Source organism: Perlucidibaca sp., from assembly GCF_057084925.1.
In genome coordinates this window covers 1-15,418 of the sequence record NZ_JBXMRC010000014.1, presented here as the reverse complement: position 1 = coordinate 15,418, position 15,418 = coordinate 1, and the positions used below count along the sequence as shown (strand labels likewise).

Annotated in this window: 9 protein-coding genes; 3 read left to right on the top strand and 6 right to left on the bottom strand. The window is 57.8% G+C overall.

What is annotated here, in order from left to right; genetic code table 11:
- Positions 1-4,504, bottom strand: a 4,504-nt coding sequence (locus tag AC14IB_RS04790) for a YDG domain-containing protein (protein WP_484230809.1), incomplete at its 3' end; no start/stop codon positions are given.
- Here AC14IB_RS04790 and AC14IB_RS04785 point away from each other — a divergent pair.
- The 3 genes from AC14IB_RS04785 (at position 4,495) to AC14IB_RS04775 (ending at position 5,338) form a co-directional block, all read left to right on the top strand.
- On the top strand, positions 4,495-4,686 hold the full coding sequence (locus tag AC14IB_RS04785; protein ID WP_484230808.1) for a hypothetical protein: 192 nt from the start codon (positions 4,495-4,497) through the stop codon (positions 4,684-4,686). The genes AC14IB_RS04790 and AC14IB_RS04785 overlap by 10 nt on opposite strands.
- Before the next feature lie 192 nt (positions 4,687-4,878).
- Positions 4,879-5,058: a hypothetical protein gene (locus tag AC14IB_RS04780; protein WP_484230807.1), complete on the top strand. Its 180-nt coding sequence runs from the start codon at positions 4,879-4,881 to the stop codon at positions 5,056-5,058.
- Positions 5,048-5,338 (top strand): addiction module antidote protein, encoded by a 291-nt coding sequence (locus AC14IB_RS04775; protein WP_484230806.1) that lies wholly within the window; start codon positions 5,048-5,050, stop codon positions 5,336-5,338. The genes AC14IB_RS04780 and AC14IB_RS04775 overlap by 11 nt, the downstream gene beginning before the upstream one ends.
- Before the next feature lie 67 nt (positions 5,339-5,405).
- Here AC14IB_RS04775 and AC14IB_RS04770 read toward each other — a convergent pair whose 3' ends face one another.
- The 5 genes from AC14IB_RS04770 to gltB all read right to left on the bottom strand — a co-directional run.
- Positions 5,406-6,104 carry a response regulator transcription factor gene (locus AC14IB_RS04770; protein ID WP_484230805.1) on the bottom strand — a complete coding sequence of 233 codons (699 nt, stop codon included), beginning with the start codon at positions 6,102-6,104 and terminating at the stop codon, positions 5,406-5,408.
- Positions 6,089-7,972, bottom strand: coding sequence for a sensor histidine kinase (locus AC14IB_RS04765; RefSeq protein ID WP_484230804.1), 1,884 nt, complete (start codon positions 7,970-7,972; stop codon positions 6,089-6,091). Before AC14IB_RS04765 ends, AC14IB_RS04770 begins: the two co-directional genes overlap by 16 nt.
- Positions 7,973-8,057: 85 nt before the next feature.
- Positions 8,058-10,463 (bottom strand): TonB-dependent receptor, encoded by a 2,406-nt coding sequence (locus tag AC14IB_RS04760; RefSeq protein ID WP_484230803.1) that lies wholly within the window; start codon positions 10,461-10,463, stop codon positions 8,058-8,060.
- A 94-nt stretch (positions 10,464-10,557) separates the two neighbouring features.
- Entirely contained in the window at positions 10,558-11,979 is a 1,422-nt protein-coding gene (locus AC14IB_RS04755; protein WP_484230802.1) for an FAD-dependent oxidoreductase, read from the bottom strand.
- Between the two features lie 71 nt (positions 11,980-12,050).
- Positions 12,051-15,418: glutamate synthase large subunit (gene gltB, locus AC14IB_RS04750; protein WP_484230801.1), on the bottom strand; the 3,368-nt coding region annotated here is incomplete at its 5' end.

Sequence of the window (15,418 nt, the reverse complement as noted above, 5' to 3'; positions counted from 1 at the left end):
CACCGCTCAGCGAAGTGCCGTTCAGGGTCACCGTCTTGTTCGCTTCTGCGTCCTTGTCGCTAAAGGTTGCACCGGTGTTGCCCAAGGTGACCTTGCTCTGGTCAGCCGCAATCACACCCACCAAGCTACCCGCGTTGGTGATCTCTGCCACCGCATCACCCGTGTAGGTTTTGCCTTTGGCAGCAAAGCTGTTCACGGTCACTTCTTTTTGAGTGATGTTGGCTTTCAAGCCCGGTGCAGTAACTTGGTAGTTGCTAGCTTTATTGCCCGTGAGCGACAAACCGGTGACTGAGACGGCAATGTCCGTGCCGGCATCCTTGCTGGTGAAGACGCCACCGGTCACATTGCCCGACACGCTAACATCATCGTTTTGAATGAACGCATCCGACGCCACGGTGGCGGTGCCGGTGATCGTTGCATTCAGAAGGCCGTTGTATTCCTTGTTCTGCGCCATGAGGCCAGTCACTTGCACGGCCTTGGCCGTAATCGTGCCTGCTGCCGCGACCGGCTCGGTCGACAAGCTGTAGTTGCTAGCTTTAACACCCTGAGCCAAGGCTAATGTGCTGCCGGTCAGGTTGGCCGTCACGGTGTTGGCCTGCAGCACATTGGCATCGTTAAAGATGCCGCTGGTGATGCCGTTTAACGCAGCACCCGTACCCTGCTCACCCACAAAATTGCTCAGCAGGAAATTAGCACTACTCAACGCCAGGTTGGCGTTGCCGTTGTAGACCTTGGTCAGCGGGTTGGCCGTGGTGCCTTGCAGCGCAACGGTCAGCGCTCTGGGGGTGATGGTGCCTTTGAGTGAGCCGTCCGCCAGCGTGTAATTGCTCGCCAGCCCACCCGTTGCGCCTGAGCCGTTGGTGAGCGTGTACTTCACCGCTACATCCTTATGCGCTCCCGCGTCAGCGTCATCGAAGGTCCCGGCGGCGGTGGTAATGCCGAGTGTTTCAGCCTGACCACCCAACTCGACCTGCCCACTCAACACGCCCACATTCACTGTCGCGGTTCGCTTACCGTCGTAGTCACGGGTCACAACGCTGCCATCCGTGATGTTCAACGCTTTTGGCGTGATGGTAGCCATCGTGGTCGCTGTGTTTGCGGTGTTCGGAAGCGTAATGATCGTAGGCTCTGAACTGAACGGGAACGTGAAACTTGAGGTACTGGCGTTATCCAGTCGGTAGTTACCGGCACCAACACCGCCCAAAGTGATGTCGCTGATGCTCACGGTTTTATTCTGGCCGGCATCTTTGGTGTTGAATGTGCCAATCGCACTGGCCACCGTCACTTTGCCGGCATCGGCGGCCAGCAAGCCTGTGAGCTGAGCCGCACTCGTGTTCAGGGTGGCCGCACGCAGGCCATCATAGGTTTTGCTCTCGGCCGTGATGCCCGTAACACGCGTGATCTTGGCTTGATCAATCGTTAGGCTACCGGTGGTATTGCCGGTGGTCGCTAGCGAAAACCCGGTCTTGAGCACATTGATGCCAATGCCGCTGTAGGTGTTCGCATTGGTGAAGCCGGTCACGACATTACCGCTATAGGTAAAGTTGTAGTCGGTGCCCGCCGTCCAGCTGGTGCAGACCGTGCAGTCGGTAAAAATGGTGCTGGTCGCCCACAAATCAGCCAGGTTGTATTGTTCAGCCTTATAGGTGTAGGTGCCGGTCAGCGTTTGCAAGGTGTAAGTGACCGGGGTGATGGCCGGTGCTGCAATGGTTTGGAACACCTTGAGCACCGGAGTGCCATTCACGATATTCCAGACCGTTGGATCCAGGTTTGGAAAGGCTGTGCCGGCCGTGCCAATGGCCGCATTCACCACATTGATCTGCGTCGGCTGAGCCGCGCTGTTGCTCGCGACTGCCAAAGCCTGGCCGGTGGTCGCGGAATTCCAGTAGGCATTGCTCAGGGTTTTGGCGCCTGCGCCTGAAACTGTTCCGGAATTGCCCAGCAAGCCACCGAATTGCTGAAAGCTTCCGGAGCCCGAAACCGCACCGGTGGCAAAGACGTTATCAATCGAGACGACCATTGTTCCCGACGACAGAACGCTCACCAATCCACCGGCATTGGATGATGTACTGCCGTTTGCCTGCACAGAGCCGGTCGCATAGGCCTGTGACAGCGTAAAGCCGCTGCCGACGATGCCAATCAAACCACCCGCATTGCCAACACCAGACCCTGAAGCCGACACCGACCCTGCGGCGTAAACCCTGGACACCTGGGAGGTGCCGCTAGCAATTTGACCGATCAATCCTCCCGCGTTATGGCTAGTCGAGACTCCAGACGCCTTGACCGAGCCCGTGGCATAGGCGTTGGTGAGCGTTGATGTACCCGCAATAGAGCCCAACAAACCACCCAGGACAGCGTTAGCGCTGCTGCTCACATCCACCGCGACCGTTGAATAGAGGTTCCGCAGCGTGGAGGCGCCGCTGACGCTGCCTGCAAGGCCACCAGCGGTCCGCGTCCCCACGCTCTGGTTGGCGAACGCAATACTACCGCCCACCCCCAGATTGGTCAGCGTTCCACCTGCGACACTTGAAAGCAGCCCTGCTTGGGTTCGATTGCTTGTGATGCTCAGGCCAGAGGCCAGATGTCCCAGGCCTTCCAGCGCCCCCTTGAAACCCAAGCCTGCACCGATTGACGTCCAATCGGCAACCGCCGCCAGGCTGATATCGCTGGCCAGCACATACTGGCCGCTCAATCCGCTGGCGACGCCCGCCAGATCGGTGGCATTGCGCAATATCGTCTGGGCATTGCCGTTGATGGATACCTCGTTAGCACTCACACCCAAATTGATTTTTCCGACAAAACCGTCGCGGGTCATTTTCATATTCAGCGCAGCAGTATCACTAGGTCTGACACTCGTGTTAGCACTGAAATTAGAGTTAGCACCGTAATTTAATTCAAGATACTCATTCACGGTGACAACATCGTTCACATTAACGCTACCTTTAGCGGCAAGCAGTAAAAGATTGATGCTTATCGATTTATTGATATTGATATCTCTTTCGGCATACAACTCTAAAGACTGGCCCGAGGTCGCCGTGATGGTGTCATTAACATGGATATCACCATTACCCTCACTCGCGCCCTGCGTACTATAAATTTGGACAGACTGATTTTTTAATTGCTGGCTCAGGAAGGCGCCGGTTACATCCCCTCCGGATGCGGCAATGGTGTAGTCCTTCGGGTCAATCACCCAAATACCTGCTTTGCCTTCGCTGGAGCCGGCATTAATGCGGAGCGTATTTTCGTTGAGCTTGACAGTGGCACCCGATGTTTCAATAAAACCGCCGCGACGGCGACCGGTGGCCAGAATCTGCCCGGCAAACTCGGCACGGCCGTTGCCAAGGTCACCGATCATTTCAATACGACCACCCTGGCCGTCGCTGGAACTGGCCGAGACCTTGGCCCCTTGGGTTTGCGTGATGTTCGTGGCGCGCACATCAATGTTGCCGCCTTGGGCTGCGCCATCGGCTAAGGTGGTGCCGCTGTCGGTGTAGTGCTTGCCTTGGGCGAGAATGTCACCGCCGTGCTGACCGGCCAGCATGCCGGACACATCCAAGGTGCCGGTGTGGTTAATCTGGTCGGCACTGAGCGCGATGCCGCCGGTCTGACCCTGCGGCTCGCCGGTGAGCGAGGCCATGGTCAGCGCGCGGGCCACGCCGCTGTGGTTGATGACACTCGCCGCCAAGTTACCCGCCGCCTTGGCGGTGAGGTAGATCGTGCCGCCATCGGCACGAATGCCGCCGCTCTGCTCAATGGCCGCGTTCAGAGCGCCTTCGGTGACTTGAATCTTCACCGGGCCACCGAGGTCGAGCAGCACGGTGTTACCCGCCGCCAAACCCACCGTGCCTTGCGGCGCAGTGATCGTGCCGCTGTTGATGACTTTCGCGGCCACCAAGGCCACCACACCGCCGTTAGCCGTCGTGATGCTGCCTTGGTTTTCCACGGTTGCCGTGCTGTTACCGCTGAACTCGTACTTGCCCGCCATGAAATCTGTGGTACTGATGCTCTGCGTAGACGCCACGATGCCGCCGACATTGACCTGCGCCGTGGGCGTGAACAGCACGCCGTTCTGGTTCACGAGGAAGACTTGGCCATTGGCGTTGATCGCGCCCTGAATCACCGACACATCGTTGCCGAGCACGCGGTTCAGCGCGACCGAGGTAGCGGATGGCTGCACAAAGTTGACGCTGTTGCCCTGGCCGATGCTGAAGCTCTGCCAGTAGATGGCGGCTTTATCGGAGGCTTGGTTGATGTTCAGCGCACTGCCAGCCTGCGAGATGCTGGCCGAACCGGCGACGACATTGCCGCCGGTGGGCAAGACCGCCCAGGCCGCCGGAGACGCCAGCGTCATCGCCGTAGCGGCCGCCAAGGCTCTGCGCGCCTTACGCGCCTGCTGGGAGCTGCCGGTTTTGCCACGACCTCGCGTCGCCTCAGAGGCCACCTGCCAGAGACCGAGCGCGGCGTTCCAGATGATTCGATAGACGTGATTGAGTGATGAGTTCATGGCAAAGCTCCGAGCCTTATGCAAGATTTGGGGCGGAGCTTAGCAAGGGGGTTTTCGCGAAGATTACAGAAGATTACATTTTGGGCGAGCTCAAAGACCGCTGGTCGGGCGATATGCGCCGCTTGTCGGCAGCGATCAATTCAGGAGTAGCTCGCCGCAAGGAACTGGCCCGTGACTGGTGAACAAAGATGCGAAACTTTTCTTCAAGGCCAAATTAGTGTTGGCTAGTTAATAGCCCATGGATTACAGCCGCACCTCGATCGTGCCGAGGACGATATCGCATTGTACTTTGATGCTTGCCTTGAAGTGGCTGGCGACGGAGCTTAGCCAGGCAGGCATTGCCAGCATGTAGCCACGAGGCTACACTCATTCCCATGATCGAACTTCGCAAGACAAAGCGCTTTGCCGACTGGTTGGATGGTTTGCGAGACATCCACGCTCGTGGCCGCGAGCTAGTCATTTTGCTGGCGGGTGGCGACAAGTCCACGCAATCCAGCGACATCAAGGCCGCGCAGAAACTAGCGCAGGAACAAGGGGGACATAATGACCACTGAAACCACTCGCTATGATGTAGCGGAACACCTCCGTACATCAGAGGAAATGGCGCTCTACCTTGACGCCTGCATCGAGGAAGCCAATGGAGACGCCGCCTTCATCGCTCGCGCACTCGGTGATATTGCGCGCGCTCGTGGCATGGCACAGGTTGCCCGTGATGCCGGACTATCTCGTGAAAGCCTCTACAAAGCCTTGTCTGGCGACCGTGCTCCGGCGTTCGACACCATCCTCAAGGTGACTCAGGCACTGGGTCTGAAGCTCCACGCCAGTCCGATTTAAACATCACAAAACATGTATGGGTGATCAGACAGGAAGAACGCTACTGCTCATTCACTCTCTGTTGGCGTTAGCTCAGCACCACGGAAAGGCTTAATCGATAACCTATGCCTCGGTGTGCCACCACGATATTGTCCACCGCCAGCGCTTGCTTACACTTTTGCCGCAAGCGCGTGAGGGCAACGGCAAACGCGTCTTTGCTGACCGGGTCGCTTTTTCCTACGCTCAGCTGGGCAAGCACATAGGCCGTGTCCGCGAGCTGTTGTGGCGCAAGCGCGAGCAACTCAATGAGCCGTGTTTCCGTGGCTGTTAGCTGACAGCTCATTCCCTGCTGGGTTTGCAACACGCCAGTAGCACGGCACAACGTGAGCGCTAGCTCCCGCGCAGGCGCCGCCACCGGTAAGCGCCGCGCTAAGTTCTCAATCACGCTAATCAGCTCAGTGGTACTGGTGGGTTTGGTCAGGTACACATCGGCGCCGTTTTGATAGCCAGCCGCGCGCTCGCCTCGCAGTACGCGCGCCGTGAGCATGATGATGCCCATGGCGGGGTAGCTGCTGCGCAGCCGGTTGGCAATGCTGTAACCATCTTCATAGGGCAGGTTCACGTCCAGCACGGCGATGTTGGGAGTGTGCTGCTGTAACCATCTGCTCAGCTCTTCACCACAATCCACGCCATGCGCCTGCCAGCCCGGCCGCGTGAGAAAACTGACCATCTCTTCGCGCAGCAGCTCGTTGTCTTCCACCACAATCAAGCTCAATCCGGTAGCCATAAGGTAAACACCACCCATTCTTGGTCGCGTGTATACGTTGCATCGCCGCCGAGTTGCCGTGCTGCACCGCGCACCCAATACAGGCCTAAGCCAAGGCCACTGCGGCGCATCGCCAACGGCGAGCGATAGTATTTGTTAAAGACTTGGTCTGCGTCGGGGAAGCCCACGGCACCGACCCTACTGCGCACCGAGAGCTGCCATCCTTGGGCGTTGGCGCTCAACTGCACGTGAATCGGTGAATCTTCTGGGGCATATTTCACCGCGTTATCCACGAGGTTGCGTAGCAACATGCTGAGCAAATGCGTATCAACCTGTGCCAACAGCGCCTCGGGTGCGGTGATGTGTAGGCGTGCCACGGCAGCATGAGCCGCAGCAAACTCCTGCACCCAAGCCGCCACATTCACCAAGGCCTTTTCAGCCACTAAGGCACCCTGCTCCAGGCTATCAATCTCCACGCCGCGTTCCAGCACATCATCAATGTCATCTACCAGGCCATGCACACGCTGCAGGCGTTGGCTGACTTGGGCATCGGCATTCGGCAGCGTATTTTCTAAGTTCGCCACAAGCATGCGTATGCTGCTAAGCGGATTTTTCACTTCATGCAAGACCATGCCTAAGAAGCCTTGGGTTTCTTCGTGACGGCGTTGTGATTCTTGCAAATCGCGCTCGGCATCACGCTTTTGCAGGGCCAGGCGCTGCGTTTCCTGCGCTTTCATTTGCGTATTACGCAACAAAATCAGCATCAACAGGAACATGGAAAATAAGCTGGCGGGCAGGCTGGGATACAAGGTCATTAAGTTACCGGTTTGCTGCTGGAACACCATGGGGATGCTCCACCAGACAAAATACGCCACGAGACCGAGGTAAGACGTACGAAACACCCACAGTGCAAATTGATCCGGATGCCTTGCCTTCACCGCGACCAAGACTCCCCAAAACGACGACGCCATGATGAGTGCATTATTCAACGCCATCGCCTTGTCACCCATACCGATAAAAATTAGGGCACAGAGCACGGGAAATGACAGCAAAATCAGGGTATTCGGCCAATAGGCCCAGCGAGGGATGGCAAACAACCCAAAGACTAAGCGATGCAGTATCGTGACCAAAAATAAATAGCCGACATTGGCATACAGCATGATTTCATTGACCAGATTCTCGCTGTTTGGAAACAGCAAGCGTGATGCCAAGCCCATTTGCAAGCTCAGCACCAGAACACCCGCGACATTACACAGCGCATCAAAGCCCCATAATCCATCGCGCGTGTTGACGTAAAGTAAGGCCGAAAAAAATGACAGCACGAGGCCAATACCAATAAAGCCTCCACTCACCATACTCAATAAGGCATCGAACTCCATACTGTTTTGATGGCTGATGACCTGTGCATGAACGGGTGTGGTAGGCGATTGAACACGAACATAAACGGTGCTGCGGGTATGACTATTCGGCTGAAGGTAAGCGATCGGTGCTAGGGCTTTAACTTCACGCTCGTTGTAGGCTAAACGACTGCCCATCTCACCTCGCCGCCATTGCTGCTGGTCGTCTTGCCACCAAACTTCCGCATAGTGCAAAAAGTTAGGCTGAAGCATTAATACCCAGCCGATATCAGAGGGTGCCGGTGCCAGAGTCAGCTTTAACCACAGCGGCCGACTCTTATTACCCGCAAACAAAGGGCCTTCATAGGCGGTGAACGTTTGCTGCTGTATGGACTGGATTGTCTGCTCTGAATAAACATCTTGGTAATACGCGCGCTCAGCAATCAAGTCGGTATAGCGTGTTTTCATGGGCAAACTAAATAGCCATGTGAGTGATAACACCAACAAGATGGCCACCAGCAAAGAACCGCGTGAAGTTCGCCAAGCCAACATCTGCGTCACACCTCAACAAAAAGAAGCGCTATGTTACCAAGGCCAACTCAGCAAAAATTACAAAACATTACAGAGGCATCCCCGCCTACCAATTCAACCTCAGCGTGCCGCCAATTAAACGCGGCTCGCCGGCATAAGCACCATAGGAGCCCACGCCATATAAGTTTTGAACAGCGGCCACAAAATCTTGATCAAACAGATTGCGCACAAAGAGCGAAACATCCCAACCGCTTTGGGACGCCAAACCGAGGCGTGCACCAGCCACCCCATAGCCCTCGACAACACTGTTGCGGCTGCGCTCGAGCGTGGCATTAAACGTGGATCGATAGTGGTAATCGAATACCGAGTAGGCGCTATAGCCACCCTCCAATGCCCAACGCTTTTGCACGCTGACATTGCCGCTCCAACGCGGTGCATTGGCCAGGGGCTCTCCGCTCAAGTCTCGCGTATTCTTTTGTGTGTCTTCGTCAGGAGCGTTTTTAAAATCTTCGGTAATGGCGCGGTTGTAGGCGATACCCGCACGAACATCAAACGCATGAGGCAGCGCCAACTGCATATCCAAGTCCACGCCACTAAGGCGCACGCGCCCCACATTCAATAAGTTATTTAATCGCGGATTCGGAATAAAGGTCGGACTTTCATCGAAGGTCAGCGCTTGGTAATCGGTCACGTAGGTATCGTAAATCGCCACGTTGAACAGCAGGCGATCAGACCAGAGCTGAGACTTCAACCCCAGCTCAATGGCATCCGCCACTTCCGGCCTAAACGTGGGCTTCACGCGCTCACCTGTGACCCCTAAATTAACGCCGCCACTTTTCACACCGCGACTCAACGTGAGGTAGGTCATCACCGAAGGCGACCATCGCCATGCAAAGCCGACATTGCCTGATACTGCGCCTTCTTCTAATGACAGCTTGCGCTCAAATTCACCACCCACGGTGTCATCTAAAAGCTGATTAAACGTCACGCCGCTAACGCTACTCCCTAGCAACGGCTCGAGCAGAGCCAAATTATTGGTCAGCGCCAAGGGACTGGCATTGGGGTTGCCGCCCGAGCGCCGACGACGAACCTCCGTGTCCTTCCACTCATAGGTGTAGCGCAAGCCAGCGCTCAGATCGAGCTGCTCGGTTGCATGCCAATTCAGCGAACCAAATGTGGCAACACTGGTAGCCTTCTGCTGGAAAGGCGTGCGCACTTCCATGCCGGCCAAGGTTTCCGGCGGGATCAAGGTATTGAGTAAAAGACCGGTATTGTTTTTATCGGCAAACGGAATTCTTTCCCGAATCAGCCCGCCAAAAACCCATTGGCTGAGGTCTTTCCCCAATCGCCCATATTCCGCGCCTCGCGTGCTTTGGTTCAACACATAAAGCCCCAGCACAGTCTCGGCATGACGCCAGCGCGAATCAATACGAAACTCCTGGCTGAGTTGTGTTTGCGCGCTACGGGTTCCACCCTGCACTAAATCTAGCGAGGTGTTGTCTTCCGTAATCGGCTGAAACTGAAAGTCACGAAACGCACTGATGCTGACCAAGCGATGACGCAGATCAAAGTCCCACTGCGTTTCATTCGATAGGGCATATTGCTCCGCTTGCGAACTGGGGCGCACATTCAGGTCGGCGATCCGATCAAACGGATCTCCCGACACGCGCTGGTACTTAACATATTCATCTCGGGCTTTGACCGTTTTGCTGGGCTCGCCGAATAACGGGAAGGCGCAGCAACGCTCATCCACGCGGCTGTATTCGGCTATCACCCGCGATGACAACTTCGCCGTGGGCGCCCACAGCAGTTGGCCGCGCACGCCCTCACGATGTCGGTCGTTATAGCGCTCGCCATTGAATTGATTTTCGACGAGACCATCCCGCTCGTTATGCCATGCCGTGAGTCGCAAGGCCGCTGTGCTGCTAACAGGGCCGGTGACGGTACCACGAAGTTGTGCCATGCCTTCGCTGCCCCAACTGGCCTCCATCCGTGCCTCTGGGGTGAATTGAGGCTTTTGCGTGATGACATGAATCGTGCCGGCGGTGGCATTTTTGCCGAATAGCGTGCCTTGCGGGCCGCGCGCCACTTCAATGCGCTCAATATCAATAAGGTCAGTGATGCTCATGCTCTGGCGACCCAAGTAAACGCCATCCACAAAGAGTCCCACACTGCTTTCCAAGCCTTCGTTGAACGAGCTAGAGCCCAGGCCACGCAAGGTGAACTGCGCCAAACGCGGGTTAGGTACTGCAACTTGTAAGCCCGCAACCACTTGCTGCAGTTCTTGTGCGGTGGTGATACCGGCCTGACTCAGTTTTTCGCCACTGATGCTGGTCACTGAGATGGGCACATCCTGTGCGGATTCCTCCAGCCGACGCGCCGTGATGATGATGGTATTCAGGGGCTCTTCTGACGCCGTGAATGCTGTGTTGGCTTGTGCGCTGGAAAGCGGCAACAGCAACGAACACCACGCACAGGCATTCAGAAATTTGGCAGTACCGCTCACACGCATAGTTCATTCTCAGCTCGACTGCTGTGTCGTATAGCATAAAAAAACCGGGCACTGCATTTCTGCAGGCCCGGCTTTTTTCAGACCAATAACCAGCTCAGACGTCGAGATAGTCGAGGATGCCCTCGGCAGCCTGACGACCTTCCCAGATGGCTGTCACTACCAAGTCTGACCCACGCACCATGTCGCCACCGGCGAACACTTTCGGGTTTGTAGTCTGGAACTTGAACTTCGCTTCACCCGGCGCCTGCACGCGACCGGAGGCGTCCATGCCGATGCCGAGATCCGCGAACCACGGGGCTGGGCTCGGGCGGAAGCCGAAAGCCAAAACAACGGCATCAGCCGGAAGAATCTGCTCGGAGCCGGGGATGGGCTCGGGGCTGCGACGACCACGGGCATCGGCAGCACCGAGCTGGGTTTCAACCACTTTGACGCCGGTGACCTTGTGACCGTCACCCACAATCTCGATGGGCTGACGGTTGAAGAGGAATTCGACACCCTCTTCGCGGGCATTCTTCACTTCGCGCACGGAGCCGGGCATGTTGGCTTCATCGCGGCGATAGGCACAGCTCACGCTCTCGGCACCCTGACGGATGGAGGTGCGGTTGCAGTCCATGGCGGTATCGCCACCGCCGAGCACGACCACTTTCTTGCCGGCCATGTCGATGTAATCCGCCGGATTCTTCTCGAAGCCGAGGTTGCGATTGACGTTGGCAATGAGGAAGTCGAGCGCGTCATACACGCCGGGCAGATCTTCGCCGGGGAAGCCGCCCTTCATGTAGGTGTAGGTGCCCATGCCCATGAACACGGCATCGTATTCGGCGAGCAGGTCTTCAATTTTTACATCCACGCCCACATCGGTATTGAGACGGAACTCGATGCCCATGTCCGTGAAAATTTCACGACGACGCGACATCACCGCTTTTTCCATTTTGAATTCGGGGATACCGAAGGTCAGCAGGCCACCGATTTCCGGATTCTTGTCGAACACCACCGCCTTCACGCCGCTGCGCGTCAGCACGTCGGCGCAACCCAGACCCGCCGGGCCGGCACCGATGATGGCGACTTTCTTGCCGGTCGGTACTACATGCGACAGGTCAGGACGCCAGCCCATGGCGAACGCCGTGTCGACAATATACTTTTCCGTGTTGCCGATGGTTACCGCGCCAAAACCGTCGTTCAGGGTGCAAGCACCTTCGCAGAGCCTATCCTGCGGACAGACACGGCCACAGACTTCCGGCAGCGTGTTGGTCTGGTGGCAGAGTTCGGCGGCCTCGAAAATACGGCCTTCCGAGATCAGCTTGAGCCAGTTCGGAATGTAGTTGTGTACCGGGCACTTCCACTCACAGTATGGGTTGCCACAATCTAGGCAACGGTGCGACTGACCTTCCACTTCGGGCTTGGCGAAGGGCTGGTAAATCTCGACGAACTCCGCCTTGCGGACATCAATCGGCTTCTTCGTGGGGTCCTGTCGGGCCACATCGAGGAACTGGAAATCGTTGTTCAGGCGTTCTGCCATGATCTTGCCTCAATACCTGTTCGGGCGTTCAGCACGCGCCGAGACGAACCTCGACGCGTACACATTACTGCTTACTGCGGGTTCGATACCGTGTTCTTGAGCAGCTCTTTCAAGTGCGCCGCCTTCGGCTTCACTAGCCAGAACTTACGCTGATACTCGTCGAACTGTTCAAGAATCTCACGACCCCAGACACTTTCCGTCTCGGCCACATACTCTTTGAGCACAGCCTTGAGATGCTGGCGATGCGGGCCCATGGGCTCCGTGCTGATGCGGTGCAGCTCAATCAGCTCATGGTTGCAGTGATCGAAGAAATTGTTGTCGAGGTCGAGCACGTAGGCGAAACCGCCGGTCATGCCGGCACCGAAATTCAGGCCAGTACGGCCGAGCACGGTAACCAGACCACCGGTCATGTATTCGCAGCAGTGATCGCCCGCGCCTTCAATGACCGCTTCGCAGCCGGAGTTGCGCACGGCAAAACGCTCGCCCGCCGTACCCGCTGCCAGCAGCTTGCCGCCGGTAGCACCGTAGAGACAGGTGTTGCCGATAATAGCGGTATCCTGGGACTTGAACACAGCACCCTGCGGTGGACGAATCACGACCTTGCCGCCGGCCATGCCCTTGCCGACGTAGTCGTTGGCATCGCCTTCCAGGCGCAGGTTGAGACCGCCGGCATTCCACACGCCGAAGCTCTGGCCGGCGGTGCCGGTGAAGTTCAGCGTGATCGGCGCATCAGCCATACCCTGATCGCCGTGGCGCTGAGCAATTTCGCCGGAGACACGCGCACCGATGGAGCGATCACAGTTGCCGATGCGGAAGTCGAAGCTGCCGCCGGTCTTGCCTTCGATGGCCGACAACACCTCGATGACGATCTGTTCGGCGAGCACGCCCTGATCGAAGGGCTCGTTCTTCGACTGCGTGCAGAACTGCGGCTTGTCGGCCGAGATGTGATCGTTCTTCAGCAGCGGCATCAGGTCGAGGCGCGACTGCTTGCCGGTTTCACCCGGCAGCATCTCCAGAAGATCGGTACGGCCAATGAGCTCGGCCAGCGAGGCCACGCCCAGCACCGACAGCCACTCGCGGGTTTCGGCAGCGACGAACTTGAAGAAGTTCATCAGCATTTCCGGCTCGCCGATGTAGTGGTCCTGACGCAGCTTGTCCTGCTGCGTGGCGACACCGGTGGCGCAGTTGTTGAGATGACAGATGCGCAGGTACTTGCAGCCCAACGCGATCATCGGCGTGGAGCCGAAGCCGAAGCTCTCGGCACCGAGGATGGCCGCCTTGACGACATCGAGACCGGTCTTCAGGCCGCCGTCGGTCTGCACACGGACCTTGCCGCGCAGATCATTGGCACGCAGCGCCTGCTGGGCTTCGGACAAGCCGAGTTCCCACGGCGAGCCGGCGTAGTGGATCGAGCTCAGCGGCGAGGCGGCGGTGCCGCCATCGTAGCCAGAGATGGTGATGAGGTCGGCATAGGCCTTGGCTACACCGGCAGCAATCGTACCGACACCCGGCTCCGACACCAGTTTGACCGACACCAGCGCGCGCGGATTGACCTGCTTGAGGTCGAAAATCAGCTGCGACAGATCCTCGATCGAGTAGATGTCGTGATGCGGCGGCGGCGAGATCAGCGTCACGCCCGGCACCGAGTGACGCAGACGCGCGATCAGTGCGTTGACCTTACCGCCCGGCAACTGACCGCCTTCGCCCGGCTTGGCACCCTGGGCCACCTTAATCTGCAGCACTTCAGCACTGGCCAGATAGGCCGGCGTGACGCCAAAGCGACCGGAAGCCACCTGCTTGATCTTGGAATTCTTCAGCGTGCCGTAACGCGCAGGATCCTCACCACCCTCACCCGAGTTCGAGCGCCCGCCCAGTGTATTCATGGCGATGGCGATGGACTCGTGAGCCTCTGGCGAAAGCGCGCCCAGCGACATACCGGCGGAGTCGAAGCGCATGAGGATGGCTTCCAGCGGTTCAACGTCATTGATCGGCAGCGCTTGCGCGGCTTTCTTCAGCTTCAGCAGGTCGCGAATAGTCGCAACCGGGCGCTGGTTGACCAGATCGGCATAGGCCAGATAGTCGGTGTAATTGCCCGAGCGCACGGCGGTGTGCAGCGTATTGATCACGTCCGGGTTGAAGGCGTGGTATTCCTTGCCGTAAACAAACTTGAGCAGGCCACCCTGATCCAGCGACTTGCGGGCCTTCCAGGCATCCTCGGCGAGCAGGCGCTGATCGCCTTCGATATCGGCAAAGTTGGCGCCCTGAATACGGCTCGGCACACCCTTGAAGCAGGTCTCGACCACGTTGCTGTCGAGGCCAACGGCTTCGAACAGCTGCGCGCCACGATAGGACGCAATCGTGGAGATACCCATCTTCGACATGATCTTGAGAAGACCCTTGTCGATGCCCTTGCGGAAGTAGCCCTGCGCTTCCAGCGGGTCACCGAGGATCTCGCCGTTGCGCGCCATGTCGGCAATGATGTCGTAGGCCAGGTAGGGATACACGGCGCTGGCGCCAAAGCCGATGAGCACGGCAAAGTGATGCGGGTCGCGGGCGAAACCGGTTTCCACGATCAGGTTGGCATCGCAGCGCCAGCCGGCATTCATCAGATGATGATGCACGGCACCCGTCGCCATCAGCGCGCTGATCGGCAGGAAGCCGGCACGGATGGCACGGTCAGACAACACCAGCTGCGAGCGGCCAGCACGCACAGCGGCTTCGGCCTGCGCACAGATACGCTGGAGGGCCGGCTGCAGGCCTTCGCTTTCTGGATAGTTCAGATCAATCACTTCAAAGCCATAGCCCGGCAGATCAATCTGCTTGAGCTGGGCGAACTTCGAGTGCGACAGCACCGGGCTCGACACGATGACGCGACGGGCATGCTCCGGCGTCTCTTCGAAGATGTTCATCTCCGGGCCGAACGCGGTTTCCAGCGACATCACGATGGCTTCACGCAGCGGATCGATCGGCGGGTTAGTCACCTGCGCGAACTGCTGACGGAAATAGTCGGCCTGATGACGGACGCGACGCGACAGCACCGCCATCGGCGTGTCGTCGCCCATCGAACCCACGGCTTCCTGACCGGACTCGGCGAGCGGACGGATAATCTGGTCGCGCTCCTCGAAAGTGACCAGGAACATCTTCTGGTAGGTGTTCAGGCTGTTGCGGTCGATATTGCCGAGCAGGGACTTTTCCAGCTCGCTGTCGGTCTCGACACGACGCGCTTCCTGACGCAGCCACTGCTTGTAGGGCTGGGCATTCTTGAGCAGGGCATCGACGGCGTTGTTGTCGAGCAACTCGCCTTTTTGCGTATCGATGGCGATGATCTTGCCCGGGCCGACACGGCCCTTGGACACGACGTCTTCCGGCTTGTAATCCCAGACACCGATTTCCGAGGCCAGCGTGATGTAGCCATTCCTGGTGATGACCCAGCGCGCCG

Coding starts and splice junctions, on each gene's coding strand:
- AC14IB_RS04755 (WP_484230802.1), bottom strand. CDS start 11,979: ATGGCAGAACGCCTGAACAACGATTTCCAGTTCCTCGATGTGGCCCGA.
- AC14IB_RS04760 (WP_484230803.1), bottom strand. CDS start 10,463: ATGCGTGTGAGCGGTACTGCCAAATTTCTGAATGCCTGTGCGTGGTGT.
- AC14IB_RS04785 (WP_484230808.1), top strand. CDS start 4,495: ATGAGTTCATGGCAAAGCTCCGAGCCTTATGCAAGATTTGGGGCGGAG.
- AC14IB_RS04765 (WP_484230804.1), bottom strand. CDS start 7,972: ATGTTGGCTTGGCGAACTTCACGCGGTTCTTTGCTGGTGGCCATCTTG.
- AC14IB_RS04770 (WP_484230805.1), bottom strand. CDS start 6,104: ATGGCTACCGGATTGAGCTTGATTGTGGTGGAAGACAACGAGCTGCTG.
- AC14IB_RS04775 (WP_484230806.1), top strand. CDS start 5,048: ATGACCACTGAAACCACTCGCTATGATGTAGCGGAACACCTCCGTACA.
- AC14IB_RS04780 (WP_484230807.1), top strand. CDS start 4,879: ATGATCGAACTTCGCAAGACAAAGCGCTTTGCCGACTGGTTGGATGGT.